The 20,409-nt window shown below is 66.9% G+C and carries 20 protein-coding genes; 14 read left to right on the top strand and 6 right to left on the bottom strand.

Annotated elements, in window-relative coordinates:
• The first annotated feature begins 2 nt into the window (after window positions 1-2).
• Window positions 3-701, top strand: coding sequence for a glycerol-3-phosphate 1-O-acyltransferase PlsY (gene plsY, locus UAA55_RS17440; RefSeq protein ID WP_322954287.1), 699 nt, complete (start codon window positions 3-5; stop codon window positions 699-701).
• Window positions 702-755: 54 nt separating this feature from the next.
• Window positions 756-986 carry a hypothetical protein gene (locus UAA55_RS17435; protein WP_322954286.1) on the top strand — a complete coding sequence of 77 codons (231 nt, stop codon included), beginning with the start codon at window positions 756-758 and terminating at the stop codon, window positions 984-986.
• Between the two features lie 18 nt (window positions 987-1,004).
• Here UAA55_RS17435 and UAA55_RS17430 read toward each other — a convergent pair whose 3' ends face one another.
• Window positions 1,005-1,775, bottom strand: coding sequence for an alpha/beta fold hydrolase (locus UAA55_RS17430; RefSeq protein ID WP_322954285.1), 771 nt, complete (start codon window positions 1,773-1,775; stop codon window positions 1,005-1,007).
• 168 nt (window positions 1,776-1,943) lie between these two features.
• On the opposite strand from UAA55_RS17430, the gene UAA55_RS17425 reads away from it, so the two are divergent.
• The 4 genes from UAA55_RS17425 (at window position 1,944) to UAA55_RS17410 (ending at window position 3,880) form a co-directional block, all read left to right on the top strand.
• Window positions 1,944-2,531, top strand: a complete 588-nt coding sequence (locus UAA55_RS17425) for a sigma-70 family RNA polymerase sigma factor (RefSeq protein ID WP_322954284.1) — start codon at window positions 1,944-1,946, stop codon at window positions 2,529-2,531.
• The gene (locus UAA55_RS17420) at window positions 2,528-3,169 is read left to right on the top strand and encodes an NrsF family protein (protein WP_322954283.1); all 642 of its coding nucleotides are present in this window, start codon (window positions 2,528-2,530) and stop codon (window positions 3,167-3,169) included. Before UAA55_RS17425 ends, UAA55_RS17420 begins: the two co-directional genes overlap by 4 nt.
• A 73-nt stretch (window positions 3,170-3,242) precedes the next feature.
• On the top strand, window positions 3,243-3,503 hold the full coding sequence (locus tag UAA55_RS17415) for an AbrB/MazE/SpoVT family DNA-binding domain-containing protein (protein WP_322954282.1): 261 nt from the start codon (window positions 3,243-3,245) through the stop codon (window positions 3,501-3,503).
• The gene (locus UAA55_RS17410) at window positions 3,500-3,880 is read left to right on the top strand and encodes a type II toxin-antitoxin system VapC family toxin (protein WP_322954280.1); all 381 of its coding nucleotides are present in this window, start codon (window positions 3,500-3,502) and stop codon (window positions 3,878-3,880) included. Before UAA55_RS17415 ends, UAA55_RS17410 begins: the two co-directional genes overlap by 4 nt.
• A gap of 19 nt (window positions 3,881-3,899) precedes the next feature.
• On the opposite strand, the gene UAA55_RS17405 is transcribed toward UAA55_RS17410, so the two are convergent.
• Window positions 3,900-4,592, bottom strand: a complete 693-nt coding sequence (locus UAA55_RS17405; RefSeq protein WP_322954279.1) for an alpha/beta fold hydrolase — start codon at window positions 4,590-4,592, stop codon at window positions 3,900-3,902.
• Entirely contained in the window at window positions 4,589-7,471 is a 2,883-nt protein-coding gene (gene uvrA, locus UAA55_RS17400) for an excinuclease ABC subunit UvrA (RefSeq protein ID WP_322954278.1), read from the bottom strand. Before uvrA ends, UAA55_RS17405 begins: the two co-directional genes overlap by 4 nt.
• A 319-nt stretch (window positions 7,472-7,790) precedes the next feature.
• On the opposite strand from uvrA, the gene ssb reads away from it, so the two are divergent.
• Window positions 7,791-8,339 carry a single-stranded DNA-binding protein gene (gene ssb, locus UAA55_RS17395; protein WP_322954277.1) on the top strand — a complete coding sequence of 183 codons (549 nt, stop codon included), beginning with the start codon at window positions 7,791-7,793 and terminating at the stop codon, window positions 8,337-8,339.
• Between the two features lie 70 nt (window positions 8,340-8,409).
• Here the strand turns inward: ssb and UAA55_RS17390 are convergent, their stop codons facing one another.
• Both UAA55_RS17390 and UAA55_RS17385 read right to left on the bottom strand, forming a co-directional pair.
• Window positions 8,410-11,748 (bottom strand): tetratricopeptide repeat protein, encoded by a 3,339-nt coding sequence (locus UAA55_RS17390; RefSeq protein WP_322954276.1) that lies wholly within the window; start codon window positions 11,746-11,748, stop codon window positions 8,410-8,412.
• Window positions 11,749-11,837: 89 nt separating this feature from the next.
• Complete coding sequence (locus UAA55_RS17385) at window positions 11,838-12,098, bottom strand: hypothetical protein (RefSeq protein WP_322954274.1); 261 nt, start codon at window positions 12,096-12,098, stop codon at window positions 11,838-11,840.
• Between the two features lie 205 nt (window positions 12,099-12,303).
• Here UAA55_RS17385 and UAA55_RS17380 point away from each other — a divergent pair, with 205 nt between their 5' ends.
• The 7 genes from UAA55_RS17380 (at window position 12,304) to UAA55_RS17350 (ending at window position 19,533) form a co-directional block, all read left to right on the top strand.
• A complete protein-coding gene (locus UAA55_RS17380; protein WP_322954272.1) occupies window positions 12,304-13,104 on the top strand; it encodes a hypothetical protein in 801 nt (266 codons plus the stop codon).
• Window positions 13,105-13,231: 127 nt separating this feature from the next.
• Complete coding sequence (locus UAA55_RS17375; RefSeq protein ID WP_322954270.1) at window positions 13,232-13,750, top strand: nitrilase-related carbon-nitrogen hydrolase; 519 nt, start codon at window positions 13,232-13,234, stop codon at window positions 13,748-13,750.
• Window positions 13,654-14,970: an NAD(+) synthase gene (gene nadE / locus UAA55_RS17370; RefSeq protein WP_322954268.1), complete on the top strand. Its 1,317-nt coding sequence runs from the start codon at window positions 13,654-13,656 to the stop codon at window positions 14,968-14,970. Before UAA55_RS17375 ends, nadE begins: the two co-directional genes overlap by 97 nt.
• 141 nt (window positions 14,971-15,111) lie before the next feature.
• Complete coding sequence (locus tag UAA55_RS17365; RefSeq protein WP_322954266.1) at window positions 15,112-16,824, top strand: ShlB/FhaC/HecB family hemolysin secretion/activation protein; 1,713 nt, start codon at window positions 15,112-15,114, stop codon at window positions 16,822-16,824.
• Between the two features lie 141 nt (window positions 16,825-16,965).
• On the top strand, window positions 16,966-18,414 hold the full coding sequence (locus UAA55_RS17360) for an MATE family efflux transporter (protein WP_322954264.1): 1,449 nt from the start codon (window positions 16,966-16,968) through the stop codon (window positions 18,412-18,414).
• Between the two features lie 46 nt (window positions 18,415-18,460).
• Window positions 18,461-19,291, top strand: a complete 831-nt coding sequence (locus UAA55_RS17355) for a helix-turn-helix transcriptional regulator (protein ID WP_322954263.1) — start codon at window positions 18,461-18,463, stop codon at window positions 19,289-19,291.
• A gap of 95 nt (window positions 19,292-19,386) precedes the next feature.
• Window positions 19,387-19,533: a hypothetical protein gene (locus UAA55_RS17350; RefSeq protein ID WP_322954261.1), complete on the top strand. Its 147-nt coding sequence runs from the start codon at window positions 19,387-19,389 to the stop codon at window positions 19,531-19,533.
• Window positions 19,534-19,595: 62 nt separating this feature from the next.
• Here UAA55_RS17350 and UAA55_RS17345 read toward each other — a convergent pair whose 3' ends face one another.
• The gene (locus UAA55_RS17345) at window positions 19,596-20,408 is read right to left on the bottom strand and encodes a DUF4198 domain-containing protein (protein WP_322954259.1); all 813 of its coding nucleotides are present in this window, start codon (window positions 20,406-20,408) and stop codon (window positions 19,596-19,598) included.
• Window position 20,409: the final 1 nt, after the last annotated feature.

The following is a 20,409-nucleotide window of genomic DNA, read 5'->3' as shown; positions in this document are numbered from 1 at the left end:
CCATGGACACGGCGGCGCTGCCCCTGATGCCCCTGCTGCTGACGCTGGCCGGCGGCTACCTGCTGGGCTCCATCCCCTTCGGCCTGGTGCTGGCCTATCTCGGCGGCTATGGCGACATCCGCAAGATCGGCTCCGGCAACATCGGCGCCACCAACGTTCTGCGCACGGGCAACAAGCCCTTGGCCGCCGCCACCCTGGTGCTGGACAGCGGCAAGGGCGCCATTGCCGTGGGCATCGCCCACTGCCTGGCCATGAGCTTCCTGCCGTCGCCTGACGCACCGCACTTGGCTGCCCTGGTGGCCGGCGGGGGCGCCATGCTGGGCCACACCTTCCCGGTGTGGCTGGGCTTCAAGGGCGGCAAGGGGGTTGCGACCGCCCTGGGCGTGCTGCTGGCCACCTGCTGGCCGGTGGGCGTCATCGCCTGCATGACCTGGTTGCTGATGGCCGTCCTGTTCCGCATCTCCTCCCTTTCCGCCCTGGTGGCCCTGGCCTTGGCGCCGCTGGTCGCGTGGTTCCTGCCGGCGGTGTGGCCGGATACCGCCGATTTCGGCGCCGGCGGGGCGGAGGCGGCCCTGGCGCTTGCCATCGCCGTGCTGGTGTGGATTCGCCACCACGCCAACATCCGCCGTCTGCTGGCGGGGACGGAACCCCGGATCGGGCGGGGAAAAAGAAGGAAGGCTGACCCAGCTCAGCCCGTTTGAACCTCAGGGCGCCTATCCTTATTTCAAGGATTGTCCCCTTGAGGAGGAATGGTGATGAGCAAGAAGACGGACAAGGACGCCGATACCGGCAGCATCCTGGGCAACATCATCCTGGAAGAGGTGGTGGAGGCCATCGAAGAGGCGCGCTCCCCCACGCCCGACATCTTCCCGCCCATCCCGCATGAGGCGCCGCAGCCCAAAGGCACGCCCGCCGTGGACAAGCGGGAGGACGAGCGAGAATCCCCGAGGAAGCGGCCGGACGCGCCGGGGCATCACAGCCGCTAGCCTGCGAGGCATTGTCCTTCAGGACTGACCCGCCGCCTTGAGGATCAAGCCAGCGATTTCCTGCGCGTGCGACACCAGGGTCAGGTGGCCGCCGTCGACCTCGATGGTGGTGGCGTTCATGCGCTTGGCCAGGAAACGCTCCAGGTCGGGAGAGATGGTCAGGTCCTGCTTGGACACGGCATAGTAGCTGGGCTTGTCATGCCAGGCGGCGGCGGTGGTGCGGCCGGCGAAGATGCTGGCCGCCGTCGGGCCCTGTTCGGCGTACAGCGCCTTGGCCTGCGCCGGGGCCACGCCGTTGGCGAAGTAATCCAGGAAGCCTTTTTCCGAGATGACGGTCATGCCGTCATGGTTCTGCACCTCCGCCCGCACGGGCATGGTGGGGAACTTGGCCGACAGGGCGACGAAGTCCTCGTTGGCGTCCGGCGCGCGCGCGGCGACATAGACCAGCGCCGTCACCTTCGGATCGGTGCCGACATCGCTGATCACCGTGCCGCCCCAGGAATGGGCCACCAGCACGGTGGGGCCGTCCTGCAGCGCCAGGACGGCACGGGTGGCGGCGTCGGAGTCCGCCAGCGAGGTCAGCGGGTTCTGCACGGCGGTGACGTGCAGGCCCTTGGCCTGCAGGATCTTGATGACCTCGTTCCAACTGGACCCGTCGGCCCAGGCGCCGTGCACCAGGACGACGTTATGGGCGGCCGGCGCGGTCCGCGTGGATTGGGCGGTGGCGGGCAGGGCGACGGTGGCCGCGGTCAGGGCCAGGGCGGCAACAAAGGACAGCTTGCGGAACATGATGGATTTCCTAGCATGGGGTCGATCAGGGGACGAGGCGTTGGGCCTCATTCCTGTCTTCGGCGGCCCGGCCCGGGGCGTAACAGCGCGGGCAAATTTTTTTTGAAATCTTTTTTCGCCGCCCTGTAACAACCCGGCCGCCCCCGGCGAAGGATGGATATGGACCCGTTGGAAAGTCGGTGGGCGGAGGCGATGCGCGCGGAACGGCGCGGCGACGCCGCCGCCTACCATCGCTTCCTGGCCGAGGCGGCGACACTGTTCCGGCGCGTGGTCCACAACCGCCTGGGCCGCTTCGGTCTGGGCACGGCGGAAACGGAAGACATCGTGCAGGAAATCCTGATCGGCCTGCATACCAAGCGGCACACCTGGGACCCCGGGCGGCCCCTGATGCCCTGGCTGCACGGCATCGCGCGCTACAAATTCCTGGACGCGGCGCGCAAGCTGCGGCGAGAGGCGCTCAGCACCACCGACCTCACCATCGATGATCTGGCGGACGCCCTGGCGGCGCCGGAGGAGGAACAGGAACGGACGCTGGTTGACGTGGATCGCCACATCGCCCAGCTCCCCGCCGGGCAACAGGGCGTGGTGCGGGCCCTGGCCATGGACGGCCTGTCGCCCCAGGCGACGGCCCGGCGGTTGAACCTCAGCGAGGGCTCCGTCCGCGTGCTGTTCCACCGGGCGCTGAAGGCCCTGTGGAACGCCGCCGATCCGCCGGACGGCCCCCCGGACGCGCGCACAGGAAAGAAAACGCCATGACCCGCTCGACCGAGACCCTTATCGCGCGGATGGCGGAGCAGGCGGGGGGGCGCTCCGGCCTGCGCATGGAGGCGTTTTCCACGGTGCTGGCCCTGGTGGTGACCCTGGCCTTGGCCCTGGCCATCGCCGTGGTCCTGGCTTTGGCCGGCGTGCGGCCGGACATCGGCACGGCGGCCATGCAGGCGCCCTTCCTGTTCAAAGTGGCTGGCACCGGCGCGTTGGCTCTGGCCGGCGCCTGGCTGGTACTGCGCTCGGCGGCGCCTGGGCGGGGGCTGCCGCGCCTGGCGCCCCTGCTGCCCGGCTTCCTGATCATGACCTTCAGGGCGGCCACCGACCGCTCCGGCCTGTCCTACTTGGGCTTGCACACCTATTCCGTGGTGACGTGCATGGGCATCATCATCGCGGCCTCCCTGCCGGCGCTGGCCGCCCTGATCCTGCTGCTGCGCCACGGCGCCCCCACGGAGCCCGCGCGGGCCGCCGCCATGGCCGGCGGCCTGGCCGGCGCCCTGGGCGCCATGGCCTACGCCCTGGCCTGCGAAAACGACGCCGGCACCTTCGTGCTGCTGTGGTACAGCGCCGCCATCGCCATCATGGCGGCGGTGGGGGCGGTGGCGGGGCGCATGGCGCTGCGGTGGTAGGGGCTTGGCCCCTTGTCAAAGTCAATTGAGGGACTATTGTAAGGTAACCATAGCCTTACTAATGATGTCTGCCATGACATTGGAACTGACCATCACCGCCAAGGGCCAAGTCACGCTGAAACAGGCTGTGCTTGACCACCTTGGGCTCCGCCCGGGCCAAAAGGTCGGCGTCGTTTTCTTGCCTGATGGGCGTGTTGAACTCCAGCCCGCCGCGGCACGTCCCAGCATTGTCCGTGCCCGCGGCATGCTCCGGCGGCCAGGGCAGCGGGTGATATCCCTGCAAGAGATGCAGGAGGCGATCGAGGCCGAGGCCGCCTGCGCCGTCAAGGGATGAGGGTTGCCATCGACACCAACGTGCTGGTCCGTTATCTGACCTGGGACGATGAGGCACAGGCCCAAAAAGCGGCGGTGGTCATCGAGGATGCTGAAACGCTGATCATCCCTCTGCAGGTCTTGTGCGAGACGGCGTGGGTTCTGAAAAGGCTTTATCGGTATGGCGATCAGGAAATCGCGACGGCCCTACGGACGGTGACCGACGCCAGGAGTGTCCAGGTAAACCGGCCCGCCCTGGAGACCGGGCTCCTGCTGTTGAGCCAAGGCGGGGATTTCGCCGATGGTGTCATCTTGGCCGAAACCGATGCGGCGCGCGCCGACACGCTGATGACATTCGACCGGACGTTCGCGTCGCTATCAAAAGCGACCTTGTTGTAGGATTGACGCCCCTCCGGCCTCAACCGCCGATCCACGCCACCAGCGCCTGGTTCACCGCCGCCGGCTGTTCCAGGGTGGCGGCGTGGCCGCATTGGGGCACGATCACCAACCGGGAATCGGGAATGGCGGCGGCCATGTCGCGGGACCGGTCCGGCGGCATCAGGGGATCGCTGTCGCCCACCAGAACCAGGGTGGGCACGCGGATGGTCGGCAGGATGGCGCGGGAGTCCGGGCGACCGATGATGGCCGTCGTCTGGCGCGCCAGCCCGTCCACCCCGACCGTCAGGCCCATGCGCAGGTTCACCGCCTCCAATTCCTCATCATTCCGGCGATCGGGGTGCAGGATGGTGGCCATCGCCTGGCGCAGCACGGCGGCGAACTTGGCCTTGCGCGCCAGGGCCACGAAGGCCCGGCGCTGATCCGACTGCTCCGGTGTGTCGGGCAGGGCCTGGGTGCTGATCAGTGCCAGCCTCACCACCCGTTCCGGCGCCTGGCGCATGATCTCCAGGGCGATGTAGCCACCCATGGAGAGGCCGGCCAGGGCGAAGTGGGGTGGAGCATCCGCCAGGATGACGGCCGCCATCTCCGCCATCGTCTCGCCCGTCAGCGTGTTGGCCACGGTGACGGGGCCATGGGGCCATAGCGCCGCCACCTGCGGGGCGAACACCTCGGCCGTGCACAGCAGGCCGGGGATGAGGACGACGGGCGTCATGCCCCCTTGGCCCTGCGCTTCTTGGGCGCCACGGCCTCCACCGCCGGCGCCACCTCCGACAGGTAGGGCTTCAGGTAGTGGCCGGTGTGGCTCGCCGCCACGGTGGCCACATGCTCCGGCGTGCCTTCGGCCACGATGCGGCCGCCGCCGGCGCCGCCCTCGGGCCCCATGTCGATGATCCAGTCGGCGGTCTTGATGACCTCCAGGTTATGCTCGATCACCAGCACGGTATTGCCCTGGTCCACCAGGGCGTGCAACACCTCCAACAGCTTGCGCACATCTTCGAAGTGCAGGCCGGTGGTGGGCTCGTCCAGGATGTACAGGGTGCGGCCGGTGGCCCGGCGCGACAGTTCCTTGGCCAGCTTCACGCGCTGGGCCTCACCGCCCGACAGGGTCGTCGCCGCCTGGCCGACGTGGATGTAGCCCAGGCCGACCTCATTCAAGGTTTCCATGCGGTCACGGATGGCGGGAACGGCCTGGAAGAAGCCGGCGGCCTCTTCCACCGTCATGTCCAGCACATCGGCGATGCTCTTGTCCTTGTACAGGACCTCCAACGTCTCGCGGTTGTAGCGCTTGCCGTGGCAAACGTCGCAGGTGACATAGACGTCGGGCAGGAAGTGCATCTCGATCTTGATGACGCCGTCGCCCTGGCAGGCCTCGCACCGGCCGCCCTTGACGTTGAAGCTGAAGCGGCCGGCGCCGTAGCCCCGGGCCTTGGCCTCCGGCAACCCGGCGAACCAGTCGCGGATGGGCGTGAAGGCGCCGGTGTAGGTCGCGGGGTTGGACCGCGGCGTGCGGCCGATGGGCGACTGGTCGATGTCGATGATCTTGTCGAGATGCTGCAAGCCCAGGATGTCGTCATGCGCGCCCGGATGCTCGCGCGCGCCGTTCAGGCGCTTGGCCAGGGCCTTGTACAGCGTCTCGACGATCAAGGTGGACTTGCCGCCGCCCGACACGCCGGTGACGCAGGTGAAGGTGCCCAGGGGGATGCGGGCATGCACGTCCTTCAGGTTGTTGGAGCGCGCGCCGATGACCTCCAGGAACTGGCCCTTGTGGCCGGCGCGGCGGCGGTCCGGCAGGGCGATGCGCCGCCGGCCGGTCAGGTAGTCGCCGGTGACGCTGGCCGGGTTGGCCATGACCTCCGCCGGGGTGCCGGCGGCCACCACGGTGCCGCCATGGACACCGGCGCCCGGCCCCATGTCGACCAGATAGTCGGCGGTGCGGATGGCGTCCTCGTCATGCTCCACCACCAGCACGGTGTTGCCCAGGTCCCGCAGGCGCTTCAGCGTGGCCAGCAGGCGGTCGTTGTCGCGCTGGTGCAGGCCGATGGAGGGCTCGTCCAGCACATAGAGCACGCCCGTCAGGCCGCTGCCGATCTGGGACGCCAGGCGGATGCGTTGGCTCTCGCCGCCCGACAGGGTGCCGGAGGCGCGATCCATGGCCAGGTATTCCAGGCCGACGTTGTTCAGGAAGCCCAGCCGCTCGTTGATCTCTTTCAGGATGCGTCCGGCGATGTCCTTCTGCTTCTGGGTCAGGTGGGCGTCCAGGCCCATGAACCAGGCGCCGGCCTCCTGGATGGACATGCGGCTGACCTCGGCCACGTTCAGGCCGTTGATCTTGACGGCCAGGGCCTCGGGCTTCAGGCGGGCGCCGCCGCAGGCCTCGCAGGGCTGGGCCGACTGGTACTTGGAAAGCTCCTCCCGCATGAAGTTGCTTTCCGTCTCCTTCCAGCGGCGCTCCAGGTTGCGCACCACGCCCTCAAAGGCCTTGTTGGTCTCGTAGGAGCGCAGGCCGTCGTCATAGCGCAGGGTCACCGGCTTGCCGCCGGAGCCGAACAGGATGAGGTTCTTCAAATCCTCCGGCAGGTCGCTCCACGGCGTGTCCATGCGCGCGTTGTGGTGCCGCGCCAGGCTTTCCAGGGTTTGGGCGTAGTACTGGGAGGTGGAGCCCGCCCAGGGGGCGATGGCGCCGTCCTTCAGCGACAGGCGCGTGTCCGGCACCACCAGCTCGGGATCGAAATACAGCTTCTGGCCCAGGCCGTCGCAGGCCGGGCAGGCGCCGAAGGGGTTGTTGAAGGAGAACAGCCGCGGCTCGATCTCTTCAATCGTGAAGCCGCTGACCGGGCAGGCGAATTTGGCGGAGAAGACGGTGCGCTCGCCCCCGTCCGCGTTCTCCGCGAACACCAGGCCGTCGGCCAGTTCCAGCGCCGTCTCGATCGAGTCCGCCAGGCGGTTGCCCAGGCCTTCCTTCACGACGATGCGGTCGACCACCACCTCGATGTCGTGCTTCAGCTTCTTGTCCAGCGCCGGCGCCTCGTCGATCTCCATCATCTCGCCGTTGATCTTCACGCGCTGGAAGCCGCGCTTGCGCAGTTCCTGAAGCTCCTTTTTGTACTCACCCTTGCGGCCGCGCACGACGGGGGCCAGCAGATAAAGGCGCGTGCCCTCCGGCATGGCCATGATGCGGTCCACCATCTGGCTGACCGTCTGGCTTTCGATGGGCAGGCCCGTGGCGGGGGAATAGGGGATGCCGACCCGCGCGTAGAGCAGGCGCATGTAGTCGTAAATCTCCGTCACCGTGCCGACGGTGGAGCGGGGATTGCGGCTGGTCGTCTTCTGCTCGATGGAGATGGCGGGGGACAGTCCCTCGATGCTGTCCATGTCCGGCTTCTGCATCAGCTCCAGGAACTGGCGCGCGTAGGCCGACAGGCTTTCCACGTAACGCCGCTGGCCTTCGGCGTAGATGGTGTCGAAGGCCAGCGAGGATTTGCCCGACCCCGACAGCCCGGTGATGACCACCAGCTTGTCGCGCGGCAAATCCACGTCGACGTTCTTCAGATTGTGTTCCCGCGCGCCGCGGACGCTGATATATTTGTTCATGGTATGTTCTGAATAATCGATCGGGGCAGGCGCTGGCAAGGGGGATTACGCCGGTAGGGCGCCCTCCCACCGGCCAGCCGGCGACAGCGCCTTAATATGGGGATGCCTGTGTCAAAAGGCGACAGCAGGATTTACTCCCTTACGGACGATTTCGTGACGGGGGCCAGGGTGCCCCGAAAGGGCGTCCTGATCGATATTTTGGGTATGCCGGGGGCCTTGACCACCATCGCTGTGGCGTTGAACGCGGGCGGCGGTGTAGGCTCTCCCCATCAACGGCGGGGCGTTTTTCGCCCTCATTTGGATTCAGGACGGATCGGACATGGCTGGCAGCGTCAACAAAGTCATCCTCATCGGCAACCTGGGCAAGGAGCCCGAGGTCAGGTCCATGCAGAACGGCGGCAAGGTGTGCAACCTGCGCATCGCCACCTCTGAAACGTGGAAGGACCGCAACAGTGGGGAGCGGCAGGAACGCACCCAGTGGCACCAGGTGGTGATCTTCAATGAGGCGCTGATCGGCGTGGCCGAGCGCTTCCTGAAGAAGGGGTCCAAGGTCTACATCGAGGGCCAGCTGGAAACCCGCAAGTGGACCGACCAGTCCGGCCAGGAGAAGTACACGACCGAGGTGGTGCTGCGTCCCTTCCGGGGGGAGCTGACCATGCTGGAAGGCCGTGACGGCGGCGGCGGTGGCGGCGGCTACGAGTTGGGTGGCGACTTCGGCGGTGGCGGCTCCAGCTACGGCGGCGGTTCGTCCGGCGGTGGCGGTGGCTACGGTGGGGGTGGTTCCTCCTCCGGCGGCGGTTCGCGCGGCGGCTTCGGCGGCGGTGGCGGCAAGCCGGCCGACGACCTGGACGACGAAATCCCGTTCTGACCAGCGGGCATTGAACAGGGGCGGGTCCTGAGGCCGGGACGCGCCCTTGGTTTTCCGGCGTTTCCTTGGTCTACGCGTCTGCTTCCAGGTGTTCGGCGATCAGTTGCCGCCCCCAATCCCCCAGTCCCTCCCACGCCATGCGCGCCGCCATCAGATGGTTCCGCCGCTGGTTCTCTGTTTCGGCAACGTGGGACAGGAGCAGCGACGTCCAACCCATGGAGTAGGGTTCCGGAATGCGCCCATACAAGTCCAACGCTTGTTGGTAATTCTCGCGGGCGTTTCCCGGACGGTTTTCCCGCTCGAAAATTTCCCCCAAACTCTTGATGCAGTTTGCTTCGCCCAGCACGTTCCCGACCTTTTGGTAAAGCGGCAGAGCTTTCTCATAGCCGATACGGGCCGCGTCGTGGTCGGAGCGTGCCAGGGCGATGTCTCCCAGGCTCTTGATGCAGTTTGCTTCGCCCAGCATGTTCCCGACCTTTTGGTACAGCGGCAGGGCTCTCTCAAAGCGGGCACGAGCCGCGTCGTGGTCGGAGCGTGCCAGGGCGATAGCCCCCAGGCTCTTGATGCAGTTTGCTTCGCCCAGCACGTCCCCGACCTTTTGGTACAGTGGCAGGGCGTCCTCAAAGCGGGCGCGGGCCGCGTCGTGGTCGGAGCATCTTAAGGCGATGTCCCCCAGGCCTTTGATGCAGTTGGCTTCGCCCCGTACGTTCCCGACCTTTCGGTACGGCGGCAGGGCTCTCTCATAGCGGGCGCGGGCCGCGTCGTGGTCGGAGCGTGCCAGGGCGATGTCCCCCAGGCCTTTGATGCAATTGGCTTCGCCGCGCACGGCACCGACCTTTTGGTACAGCGGCAGGGCTTTCTCATAGCGGGCACGGGCCGTGTCGTAGTCGGAGCGCCTTAAGGCGATGTTCCCCAGGCTCTTGATGCAGTTGGCTTCACCCAGCACGGCACCGAGCTTTTGGTATAGCGGCAGGGCTTTCTCATAGTGGGCACGGGCCGCGTCGTGGTCGGAGCGTCTTAAGGCGATGTCCCCCAGGCTCCTGATGCAGTTGGCTTCGCCGCGCACGGCACCGAGCTTTTGGTATAGCGGCAGGGCTTTCTCATAGCGGGCACGGGCCGCATCGTGGTCGGAGCGTGCCAGGGCGATATCCCCCAGGCTCTTGATGCAGTTGGCTTCACCCAGCACGTCCCCGACCTTTTGGTACAGCGGCAGGGCGTCCTCAAAGCGGGCACGAGCCGCGTTGTGGTCGGAGCGCTTTAAAGCGATGTCCCCCAGGCTTATGATGCAGTTCGCCCGGCGTAGGGTGTCATCCAGCGCTTCAGTCCTGGCTGCGGCCTCCTCCAGCAACTTCGTGGTGCCGGCACCTGATAAAGACTGGAACTTGGCTAAAGCCACCACCGCGTCAATGACCGGCTGACAGGCCGTGTCCTTCAGGCATGCCTCCAGGACGCTGTTGATGTTTTGGAATTCTAGCGTGATTCGCACGGCGGCGGCCTGGCCATCCTGCCTCCCTACTTGATGCCCCAGATTGGCCAGGGCGATCATGGTCTTCGCCAGAGCGTCGTTGTCCGTCGCCGTTGGCTGCACCGTTGCCCTCACTACCTCCCTAACCGGTACCAACAGGCGTAACCTATCCTTTTCCTCCCGGGCCAGGGCCAGTTGAATTAGGTTGGTCGCGGCGGACGCCGCCGCGTGTCGCCCCAGCAGATGATCACGCAGGGGACGCGCCAGACCATCCGGCAGCCACCCCAGCAGGCCCAGCAGCCGGCGGCCCTCCGGCGTCAGACGGGTGCTGTCCAGGCTGAGGGATACCGAGGTGGCGAAGTCCGTTTCCCGGTTGTCGGCGCGGCCCTGCCGCAGCAGGGCCGCGCGTTCGGCCTGCCAGCGGGTCCATAGGTCGCGCAGGTCGGCCAGGCCATCCGCCTGCGCCGCCAGCAGCCGGATGGCCAGGGGAACGCCATCGGCCACGTCGACGATCTGGGGCAACAGGGGATCCGTTGCCAGATGGTGACCGGCCAGGCCCAAGAACAAGCGACGGGCTTCGTCTCCGCACAGACCGTCAAGCTCCAGGCGAACCCAAGCCAGTCCCTGGGGACATTGCCGGCCCCGGATGGACAGCAGGATTCGCGCGGCGGCGCCACACTCCGCCAGAACCTGCCGCACGCCATCGGGGTCAGGGGCCCAGGGGGTTTCGGCGTTGTCCAGGATCAGCAAGGTCGGCTGTTGCCTCAAGGCCGCCACAGCGCGTTCCAGGGGTTGGGGCCCGGCCTCCAAGCCCAGGGCGCTGGCGATCTTCAGCGCCATGTCGGCGCCGGTGGTGGCTGCCTCCAGGCGCACGAAAACCCGACGGCGGAATGCCGCGGTGATGCGGGGGTCATGACCCACATGCTGGGTCAGGCCTGTCTTGCCAATGCCGCCATGGCCCAGGATGGCGACAGGGGCGCCGTTCAGCAGGGCGGCCACCACCGTTTCCACCTCTCGGTCTCGTCCCACGAAATTGTCGACGGGACGGGGTACGGTGGCGATCACCGGGGACGGGGCGGTCGCCGCGCCGGTGGGCGGAACCGCTACGCCGGCCGGCAGTAATCCTTCAAGGAAAACGGGCAGGTCACCGTGGTCGGGGCCGAAGGACAGCGGCACGATGCGTTTCCAGCCCTTCGCCCGCCAACCGTTAATCTCACTCTCGCGGCACAGCAGGTAATGCCGATGCTCAGCCCCCAGCAGCACGGTGTCGATCCAATCCAGCAGGGGGCCGATGTTGGGATCGTCCAGGGTACCGCCGCAGCCGACGAAAACCAGGGAGGCGCTGGCGGCCAGCCCCTGTTGCAGGAATTGCTGGAACGGGGATTGGGCCGTTTCCCAATAGCGTCGGTCACCCAGCACGACGCTTTCAGGCTGCCGCCAATGGCCGTGCAGATGCAGGATGCCCTTGTCCTCTCCCTGAAACAGCCGCAGGCAATCATTTGCCCTCGCCAGCATGACAGGGTCGACCTCGCAGGCCTCACACAGTATCGAGTCGTAGTTGGTGGTGGCGATCATGACGCCATGACCGTGCAGGCGGGCCAACGCTGTCGGCACGGATTTGTTGATAACCGTCAGCTCTCCCACGGCGGACCGCAGCCATGAGGTGAATTCGCCGTCGCTGATGCGTTGTCCCAGGCTATCCGCGACGGTCTCGGCGGCGGACAGCAGTTTCTGCATATTGCTGAGCTTGAGGGCCGCCAAGTCCAGATCGAGCGTGCCTTGGTCGATACGGCGCAACTCGTGCGCCCGATGCAGGCCGTGTTCGATCAGGCCGGTCCAACTGGCATGTTTGACGCCCGGCCCCACGGCCGCGATGGTGGTGCCCGCACCCGCCATGATGATCGCCCGCTTGGTTGCGATCGCGTTTTTCAGGTCATCGAGCAACGCCATACCAGTCTCCCGTGCATACTCGCAGATTGGCACGGAATTTCTGGTGATGACAACGGTGCGGCCACATCAATGTGGAGGCCCTGTCAGGAGGTGCTGCCCCGCCCGCGGCTGCTGTTGGCCTTGGTTGCCGTGCCCGCCGTGCTTTCCGACCGGTCGCCCTGCGGGCCGCGCTGGCCGCTGCCGCCGGCGTCCCAGTCGCCTTTGCCGCTCGGGGCGGCGCGGGAGCCCCCTTCCTGGGGTGGCGAGGCATGCTCCGGCCCCGGCCCGCCCGGTTTCTTGGTCGCGGCGTACCCGGTCATGGCCCATTCGTCCTTGAGGCGCCGGGTGTCGCTGGCCTCCCCCACGTCGCGCTTCCTATCCGCCGGGCTGCGATGATCGGGCTGGGGCGCTGCTTGATTGGTAGGGGGATGGTGGTGTTGTGGCATCTTTCCCTCTATCTTTTGGAGTGATTCCTCTGCTGCTTAAATGTCCGAAAGGGGGCAATGGTTCCCTGATAGCATAGTAAGCAGGTGAAAATATTTTGATTTTTTTTATGAAATGGAGGTTGGTTTGGAAGTGACTGAATTGGATATTATTATGACAAGTCCCGGCCCTGGATGGAGCGGCAATGCCGATCAATATTTTGTGGAAATAGTGACTAAATATGGGGATTGTGCCGACTTAATTGCCTTCCCTGGGTGGACATTATCTTCCGACCAGTTCGAAAATATAAAAGGAGAAATCGCCGGTATTTCCAAAAAGAAAGCGCGTGTGCTCTGGGAGGTCGGAGAGCCGTCCGATGCCGAAGAAAAGGCAAAACTTGTTGAGTTGTATAGCAATCAATGTGGGGATTTCACGTGCCATGGGCGGCAGTTTTTTGTTTCTCCAAAGGACCGACAGGGGCGAATTGATTTTATGAATGCCTGCGACGATTGGAATGGTGGAAATAAGCTGGGTCGCTGGATAAAAGTAAAAGGAAAGTATTTCTTCTGGCTTAATTGTGGTGAGATTTTCTTACTCAGAAGTCCACAAAATACCGAATGCTCCTGTCCCCGGGACGACGTCAAGGAGTGGTTTGAGGGAATCAAGAAAAAAGCGGCGGGCTTCTTCAATCCCACGCACACTGAATTTCAACGTCGTCATATCACGGCGAAGCAGGCTCGCTATCTTTCACAGGGTAACCGCATTTTTCTCCGCCCTACCCGACATGATAAAGCAGACCGGACAGGGGATGATGCTTATCGAAAGCGTCACCTCATAGTCTATCGGGGTTCAAAGTTTGAAAATCCCTCTTCCAATGAAGATAGGCGTTGGGGAGACGATGCGGGCGGCGCGTACATGCTGAGCAGGTTCAACGTGCCGGCTCCGTGAGGTCAGCCTTTCGGTATGGCCACCTTCTAATTCGGAGGATTGCAGGCGACAACCCGACTGATGCTAGGGTGACAGCCGCGCCTTGATGATCTTTGGGCGCTCCGTGTCGGTATCGAGAGATGGAAGCATGCGTACGCTGAAGGTCGCCCTGCACCAGATGAACTACACCACGGGCGATTTCCGGGGGAATTTCGAGCGGACCAAGGCCAGCATCCTGGGCCAGCCCGATGCGGACCTGCATGCCCTGCCGGAGTGCGCCGTGGCCAATTACGCCGCCGGCGACTACCTGCTGGAGGCGGACTACCAGCGGGCCATCGTCCACTGGACGGAGCAGTACCGCCTGCTGTCTGAGCAGACCGGCACCGCCATCGCCGTGGGCACCCCTCTACGCGGCAAGGTGCAGGGCCGCAAGATGGGCAACGGCCTGGTGGTGTTCGACCGGGGCCGCGCGGTGCTGAGCCAGTTCAAGACCCATCTGCCCAACTATGACGTCTTCGACGACGTGCGCTGGTTCGAGGCGCGGGGGAACAGACGGGCGCCGATGCCGAAATGGGCGTGCTGCGGTTCCAGGCGGCCGGCGGCGCCGTCACCCTGGGCTTCTGCATCTGTGAGGACATCTGGTTCGACGATGTCACCCATGACCTGAGGGAGATGGGCGCGGAGGTCATCGTTTCCCTCAACGCCAGCCCCTACGCCATCGCCAAGGGCAATTTCCGTCGCCGCCTGTTCGCCCAGCGTATCCAGGAGACGGGCCTGCCCCTGGTCTACGTCAACCAGGTGGGCGGCAATGATGAACTGGTGTGGGAAGGCTGCTCCGCCATCATGGATCCGGCCGGCGCCATCCATGAGATGGAGATCGGCGCGGAGGGGGGTGTCACCGTCCCCCTCGCGGATGAGGGACGGGGCTTCCGCCTGACAGAGACCCGCGCGCCAGTGCAGTTGACCGACCCGCAGGAGCGCTACTTGGTCGTCGGCTTGGGCTTGCGTGACTATATCGAGAAGAACGGCTTCCAGGATGTGGTCTTCGGCCTGTCGGGCGGGGCCAATTCCACCCTGGTGGCGGCACTGGCGGCCGACGTGTTCGGGCCGGCCAAGGTCAACGCCGTCATGATGCCATCGCCCTACACCAGCTCGGGCTCCAACACCCGGGCGGCGGACTTCGCCGCCGGCGTGGGCGGCGGCTTCAGTGCCATCAGCCTGCCCATCACCACGGAGTACGAGGCCGGCCTGGCCAAGTTCCGCAACGCCTTCGGCCGCGATATGGGCAGCCTGGCGGATGAGAACCTGCAGGCGCAGATCCGGGGCAACACCCTGTCCGCCATCTCCAACGACCATGGCCGCCGCGCCATCCTGGGCACCAGCAACAAGAGCGAGATCCTGATGGGATACGGCACGCTCTATGGCGACATGCGTGGCGCCTTCAACCCGCTGAAGGATCTGTACAAGGCCATCGACGTCTTCCCCATCCTGGAGATGCGCCTGGCCCAGGCGCAAAACCCGGACCCGCTGTTCGCCCGCATCTGGGAAGGAGCCTTCGGCAAGCCGCTGGAGGCCTATGACGCCAAGGCCCAGGCCGCCCTGCGCGCCGTCATCGATGTGGAGCCCAGCGCCGAGCTGAAGCACAACCAGCGCGACACGGACAGCCTGCCGCCCTATCCCCGCCTGGACGCCGTGCTGTGGGAGATGGAGGACGCCAAGGAACGCCAGACCGACGCCGAGATCGCGGAAAAGCTGGGCGAGCCGCTGGCGTTCGTGCAGGACATCCGCCGCCGCGTCCGGCGGGCGGAATTCAAGCGCTTCCAGTCGCCGCCCGGCCCCAAGGTCCACCGCAAGTCCCCCACCACCAAGGACCGGCGCTTCCCCTGACGGCGCGCTTCACCGGCTGAATGTCTTAAAAGGGCTCCCGTGACCATTCTGTAGCGGCGCTATCGCGCCGATGCGGCGGGTCCGCTACTGCAGTAGGATGCAACCTGTTGGTGCAGGAACAGGCCTACAGGCTGGTCTCGGATGCCGCTCTCGTTTCCAGCATGGTCCGCCGCGACGCTTGCCGTCCTGGCCCTGGCTCCTGGCCCGGCGTCGGCCCAGCAAACGCCCCAGACACCGGATGCGGGCAGTATCCTGCGCGACACCGAACGGACCACCCCGCGCCTGACCGCGCCGCCGGCGCCCCTGCGCCCGGTGGTGCCGGAAGCCCCGCCCACGGAGCGGCCGGCCCAAGGGCCCACCATCCACGTCACCGCCTTCCATGTCACGGCGACGTTGTTCCCGGAGGCGGAGCTGCAGGCCGTGCTGGCACCTTTCCGCGACCGTGACCTGACGCTGGCGGAACTTCAGTCAGCGGCGGGCGCCATCGGCGCCTATTACCGCCAGCGCGGCTATCTCGCCCGCGCTTACCTGCCCCGGCAGGAAATTCGCGACGGCGTCGTCACCATCGCCGTGCAGGAAAGCCGGCTGGGCCGGGTGGTGGTCGACCCCAGCAGCGAGACCCGTCTGGATGCCGGCATCGCCGCGGGTTATCTGCTGGACCGGCAGGCCGCCGGCGAGGCCCTGCGCCTGGACGCGCTGGAGGATGGTGTCGCCGCCCTGGACGCCCTGCCGGGCCTCGCGGTCACCGCGACAGCGGAGGCGGGGCAGGTCGCCGATCAGACCGACATCCGCCTGAAACTGACCGAGGGGCCGCTGTTCAGGGGCGTCGCCGTCGTGGACAACCAGGCGCAACGGGCCAGCGGCGGCTGGCGCGGCGTCGCCGTGCTGTCGGCCAACGATCTGGCCGGCATCGGCGACCAGACCATCCTGACCGGCGTGCGCAGCCTGGGCACCAACTATGGCCGCCTGGCCGCTATCCTGCCCGTGGGCTATTCCGGGCTGCGCCTGGGCATCAACGGCAGCGCCTTCGACTATCGCGTCGCCCATGACTTCAACGCCGGCACGCCCGATGGCTGGGGCGCCACCGGTGGGGCCACCGCCACCCTGCCGCTGTGGCGGACGGCGGAGGCGGCCGTGGACGGCCGCCTGACCTATGAGCACCGCCGCCTGGTGAACCGCACCGCGGCGGTGGTCACCGGCATCAGCGTCATCGACGCCGCCACCCTGGGTGTCAGCGGAGTGGCGCGCGACGGCTGGAACGGTGACGACCAGGTTGATCTGGCCCTGACCGCCGGCGATGTCGACCTGGGTGGCGTGCCGGAAAACCAGGCGGTCGACGACGCCACCGCCCGCACCAAGGGCGGTTACGCCAAGCTGGCCATGAGCGTCAGCCACGCCCAGCCCCTGGGCAAGGGGGTGGAACTGGTGGCGAGGCTGGCCGGCCAGTGGGCCAGCGGCAACCTCGACAGCTCCGAACGCTTGGCCCTGGGCGGCCCCGACGCCATCCGCGCCTATCCGGTGAATGAGGGGCAGGGGGCCGAGGGGGCTTTGGGCTCCCTGGAGTTGCGCTGGCAACCCGTGGACGGCCTGCGCCTTGCGGCCTTCTGGGATGGCGGCTGGATCCGCCAATTCGTCAGCCCCTGGCGGGACTGGAACCGGGGCACGGACCTACCCAACGACTATGGCCTGCAGGGTATCGGCGTCGCCGTCAATTGGCGGCCGGTGGGCGGCCTGATGATCGACGCCACCCTGGCCCACGTGGTGGGCGACAATGCCGGCCGCATCGCGGGGACCGACAGTGATGGATTGCGCCGCCACACCCGTGCCTGGGTGCGGGTGACGGGCAGCTTCTGACGGGCCGCCGGGGCATCGCAAGCCGGACGCCCACCAGCCGTGCGCCGCTCGCGGGTTGCGATGGCGCGCCCGGCGCGGTAGGCAAGGGGGACGCCCGGACGGTCGTCGGGGCAACGATAACGCCGCCAGAGCACGCCCGTCATGGCCCAGTCCGAGATCCCCGTGCCGCCGGAACTGTCGGCGGCGGTGACGCCCCTGCCGCCCCTGGATGAGGCAGCGGTGGAAAAGGCCTGCCCCGGCTTGCCGCCCCAGGCCCCCGACGAGCGTCTGCTGCCCCGCATCCTGGTCCATGCCCGCGACCTGGTGCTGCTGGCCACGCCCCTGATGCTGACCCGCATCGGCCAGCTGTTCATGCAGACGGTCGATACCGCCATGGTCGGCCGCCACAGCGCGGAGGAACTGGCCTACTTCAGCCTGGGCGGCACCCCGGTGGGCACAGCCTTCGCCACCGTGGTCGGCCTGATGATGGGCACCATCATCCTGGTGGCGCAGGCGGTAGGGGCTGGGCGTCCGCGCGACGCCGGCGCCGTCTGGCGCCGCTCGCTGCCCTACGCCCTGCTGATCGGCGGCGTCGTCGCCCTCGGCTGCCAGTTCGGCGAGGCCTTCTTCCTCCTCACCGGGCAGGAACCGGTCATCGCCCATGGGGCGGCACCCGTCATCGCCATCCTGGGCCTGGGCATGCCGGCGGCGGTCCTGCAGATCAGCACCTCCTTCTTCCTGGAGGGCATCAAGCGGCCATTCCCGGCCATGGTTTCCATGATCGTGGCCAACCTGTTGAACTTCACCCTGGATTACACCCTGGTGTTCGGCCATTTCGGCATGCCGGCGCTGGGGACGGTGGGGTCCGCCATCGCCACCACCACCATACGCTGGCTGACGGCGCTGGGCCTGATCCTGTACGTCTGGACCATGCGCGACCACGCCCACTACGGCGTGCGCGGTTCCTTCCTGGAATGGCGGGAGGGACGGCGGCACCGGCACCTGGGCTATGCCGCCGGCCTCAGCCAGGGTGCTGAATCCACCGCCTTCGGCACTATGGGCATCTTCGCCGGCTGGCTGGGCGCCCTGGGGCTGGGCGCCTACGCCGTGGGGCTGAACCTGCTGGCCCTCATCTTCATGGCGGCCTTGGGCCTGGCCTCGGCCACCGCGGTGCAGGTGGGGCAGGCACATGGTGCCAGCAACCGGCGGGAGGCGACGCTGGCCGGGTGGACGGGCCTGGCCCTGACAGCCCTGATCATGGTCGTCGTCGGCGTGGTGCTGTCGTCGGTGCCGGAGGGCATCGCCACCCTCTACGCCAGCGATCCCGACCTCATCCGCGTGCTGGTGCCCGCCATCGCCTTCATGGCCTGGATCGTGGTGGCGGACGGCGGCCAGACGGTCATGGCCAGTGCCCTGCGCGGCCAAGGTGACAGCTGGATACCCACCGCCCTGCATTTCTTCAGCTATTACGGCGTCATGATCCCCACGGCGGCCTATGCGGCCTTCCACCTGGGGCATGGCATCATGGGTATCTTCCAGGGCATCCTGGTGGCCAGCATCGTGGCGGTCACGGTGCTGATGGGCCGGTTTCACCTGCTGTCGCGGCGCTGAGCCGCTTCTGTTATCCTCGCGGCTTAAGAAACCAAGGCCGCGGGTCATGACGGAACTGACGGTACAGGCGCTGCTGGACACGGACACGGCGCGCATCCGCGACGTGGCCTGCACCGGCACGTGCCGGCATCGCAGCGCGGAGGAATGCGCCAGCGCCACCACCCTGGTCTTTCCCTATCGCGGCATCTATGTCCGCCATTTGGGCCAAGACCAAGCGGTGGCCGAGGCCAACCAGGTGCTGTTTTTCAACAGGGGTGACGAATACAGCGTCAGCCATCCGGTGACGGGCGGCGACGCCTGCCTGTCCATCACCGCGGACGAGGCGTTGCTGCAGGAACTGGCCCCGCGCGAGCATGTGCGCGACCAGGGCGACCTGGCCTTCCGCCATCAGCGCCTGCGCATCGACCCGCGTGCCCAGGTGCTGGCCGCCCTGCTGCGCCACAGCCTGGCCCAGGGTGCCGCCGAGACGCTGGAGGCGGAGGCGCTGACCCTGACACTGATCCGCCGGGCGCTGGGGGAGCGGACGTCGCACGCGCCTCAGGCCAGCGTCGGCCATCGGAAACTGGCGAACCGGGCCAAGCTGGCGCTCAGCGGCGACCTCACCCGCCGCTGGACCCTGGCGGAGATCGCGGGCGAGGTGGGCGTCTCCCCCGTCTACCTCACCCAGGTGTTCCAGCAGGTGGAGGCGGTGCCTCTCTACCGCTATCAATTGCGCCTGCGTCTGGCCCGGGCGCTGGATCTGCTGGGCGAATACGACGACATCACCACACTCAGCATGGACTTGGGCTTTTCCAGCCACAGCCATTTCAGCGCCGCCTTCCGCCAGGCTTACGGCCGCACCCCGGCGGAATTCCAACGCTCCGTCCGCGCCCGGTAAGTCGCTAAAGATTCCGACAGCGGCGGGGCCGGCCGAAATGGTCTCCTTCCCCTCGGCCGAACGATCGGCCCTGAGTGAGACGGAGGAGAACCACCATGAGCGAGAAGACCTGCGCCGCCTGCGACTATCCGCTGGATGAGAACGCCATCAGCGTGACCATCGGCGGCCGCACCGTGGAGGCCTGCTGCCAGGAATGCGCCGACAAGCTGCGGGAGGCCCAGGCGGCCGGCGGCGACGACTGAGCCGGCGGTGAGGGCGAAAAAGGGCGGGGCTTCGCGGCTCCGCCCTTTTTCTTTGAAACGCCTCAGCGCCGGGGAAAGCCGAAGCTGAGGCTGGAGAACACTGTTTCGAAATCCGTCTCCGCCGTTGGCGGCTGCGGCTTGGTCCAGACGACGTTCAGCAGCCAGTCGCCGGAGGCGGGCATGGGGAAGCGGGCGCGACCCTCGGCATCGGTGCGATGGGTTTCCACCGGTTCCGCGTCATGGGCCAGATCGGTCAGCTTGACCAGCGCGCCGGCCAAGGACCTGCCCTCGTAATAGACCCGCACCGGCAGGTCAGCCGGCTGGGGCTGGGCGTAGGGATCGACCTCCGGCACGATTTCCAGGGTCAGACCCTGGGGGCGCGTCGCCAGGGCGCCGTCGCCGAAATCACCCACCCGCACCAGCGCCTTGGCCCGGCGGCTGTAGTTCTCCGCGCCGTCGGCATCCATGCGGCCGGCGGCGCGGCGCAGTTCCAGGGCCGGCGTCAGACCCTCCACCACAAGATAGTCGTTGAAGCGCAGGGCCGGCAGGTGGCTTTGCGCCTTGTCGTCCGTCTCCAGCACCAGGACGTGGGTGCCGGGGGTGGTGAGACGGACCGCGCCGTCCTCCGTCGCCCCGCCCGGATGCAAGTCGGGCCGCAGATCCGTGACCGCGCCGTCCGGCGCCATATCCTGGAAGCGGACGATGCGCCGGACGGCCAAGGGGGAGCGCTGACGGTAAGGTCCGTGGCCGACCTGCAGGGTCAGGGGCAGGGTGGCCTCGGGCGCCGCGCGGAAACTTTCCGGCTGCACCCAGAAATCGTGGGCCGACGCGGGCAAGGTCGCCAGCATCGCCAGCAGGGACAGCGTTCTCAGCATG

The sequence above is a fragment of the Nitrospirillum guanabarense genome (assembly GCF_034653355.1).
Taxonomy (GTDB): domain Bacteria; phylum Pseudomonadota; class Alphaproteobacteria; order Azospirillales; family Azospirillaceae; genus Nitrospirillum.
The sequence above is the reverse complement of the archived record's forward strand: the minus strand, read 5'-3'. Positions and strand labels throughout refer to the sequence as shown.

Bases quoted from the DNA above. Each gene is read 5' to 3' on its own strand.
- plsY (WP_322954287.1), top strand. From the start codon at position 3: ATGGACACGGCGGCGCTGCCCCTGATGCCCCTGCTGCTGACGCTGGCC.
- UAA55_RS17435 (WP_322954286.1), top strand. From the start codon at position 756: ATGAGCAAGAAGACGGACAAGGACGCCGATACCGGCAGCATCCTGGGC.
- UAA55_RS17430 (WP_322954285.1), bottom strand. From the start codon at position 1,775: ATGTTCCGCAAGCTGTCCTTTGTTGCCGCCCTGGCCCTGACCGCGGCC.
- UAA55_RS17420 (WP_322954283.1), top strand. From the start codon at position 2,528: ATGACCCGCTCGACCGAGACCCTTATCGCGCGGATGGCGGAGCAGGCG.
- UAA55_RS17415 (WP_322954282.1), top strand. From the start codon at position 3,243: ATGACATTGGAACTGACCATCACCGCCAAGGGCCAAGTCACGCTGAAA.
- UAA55_RS17410 (WP_322954280.1), top strand. From the start codon at position 3,500: ATGAGGGTTGCCATCGACACCAACGTGCTGGTCCGTTATCTGACCTGG.
- UAA55_RS17405 (WP_322954279.1), bottom strand. From the start codon at position 4,592: ATGACGCCCGTCGTCCTCATCCCCGGCCTGCTGTGCACGGCCGAGGTG.
- uvrA (WP_322954278.1), bottom strand. From the start codon at position 7,471: ATGAACAAATATATCAGCGTCCGCGGCGCGCGGGAACACAATCTGAAG.
- ssb (WP_322954277.1), top strand. From the start codon at position 7,791: ATGGCTGGCAGCGTCAACAAAGTCATCCTCATCGGCAACCTGGGCAAG.
- UAA55_RS17375 (WP_322954270.1), top strand. From the start codon at position 13,232: ATGCGTACGCTGAAGGTCGCCCTGCACCAGATGAACTACACCACGGGC.
- nadE (WP_322954268.1), top strand. From the start codon at position 13,654: ATGGGCGTGCTGCGGTTCCAGGCGGCCGGCGGCGCCGTCACCCTGGGC.
- UAA55_RS17365 (WP_322954266.1), top strand. From the start codon at position 15,112: ATGCCGCTCTCGTTTCCAGCATGGTCCGCCGCGACGCTTGCCGTCCTG.
- UAA55_RS17360 (WP_322954264.1), top strand. From the start codon at position 16,966: ATGGCCCAGTCCGAGATCCCCGTGCCGCCGGAACTGTCGGCGGCGGTG.
- UAA55_RS17355 (WP_322954263.1), top strand. From the start codon at position 18,461: ATGACGGAACTGACGGTACAGGCGCTGCTGGACACGGACACGGCGCGC.
- UAA55_RS17350 (WP_322954261.1), top strand. From the start codon at position 19,387: ATGAGCGAGAAGACCTGCGCCGCCTGCGACTATCCGCTGGATGAGAAC.
- UAA55_RS17345 (WP_322954259.1), bottom strand. From the start codon at position 20,408: ATGCTGAGAACGCTGTCCCTGCTGGCGATGCTGGCGACCTTGCCCGCG.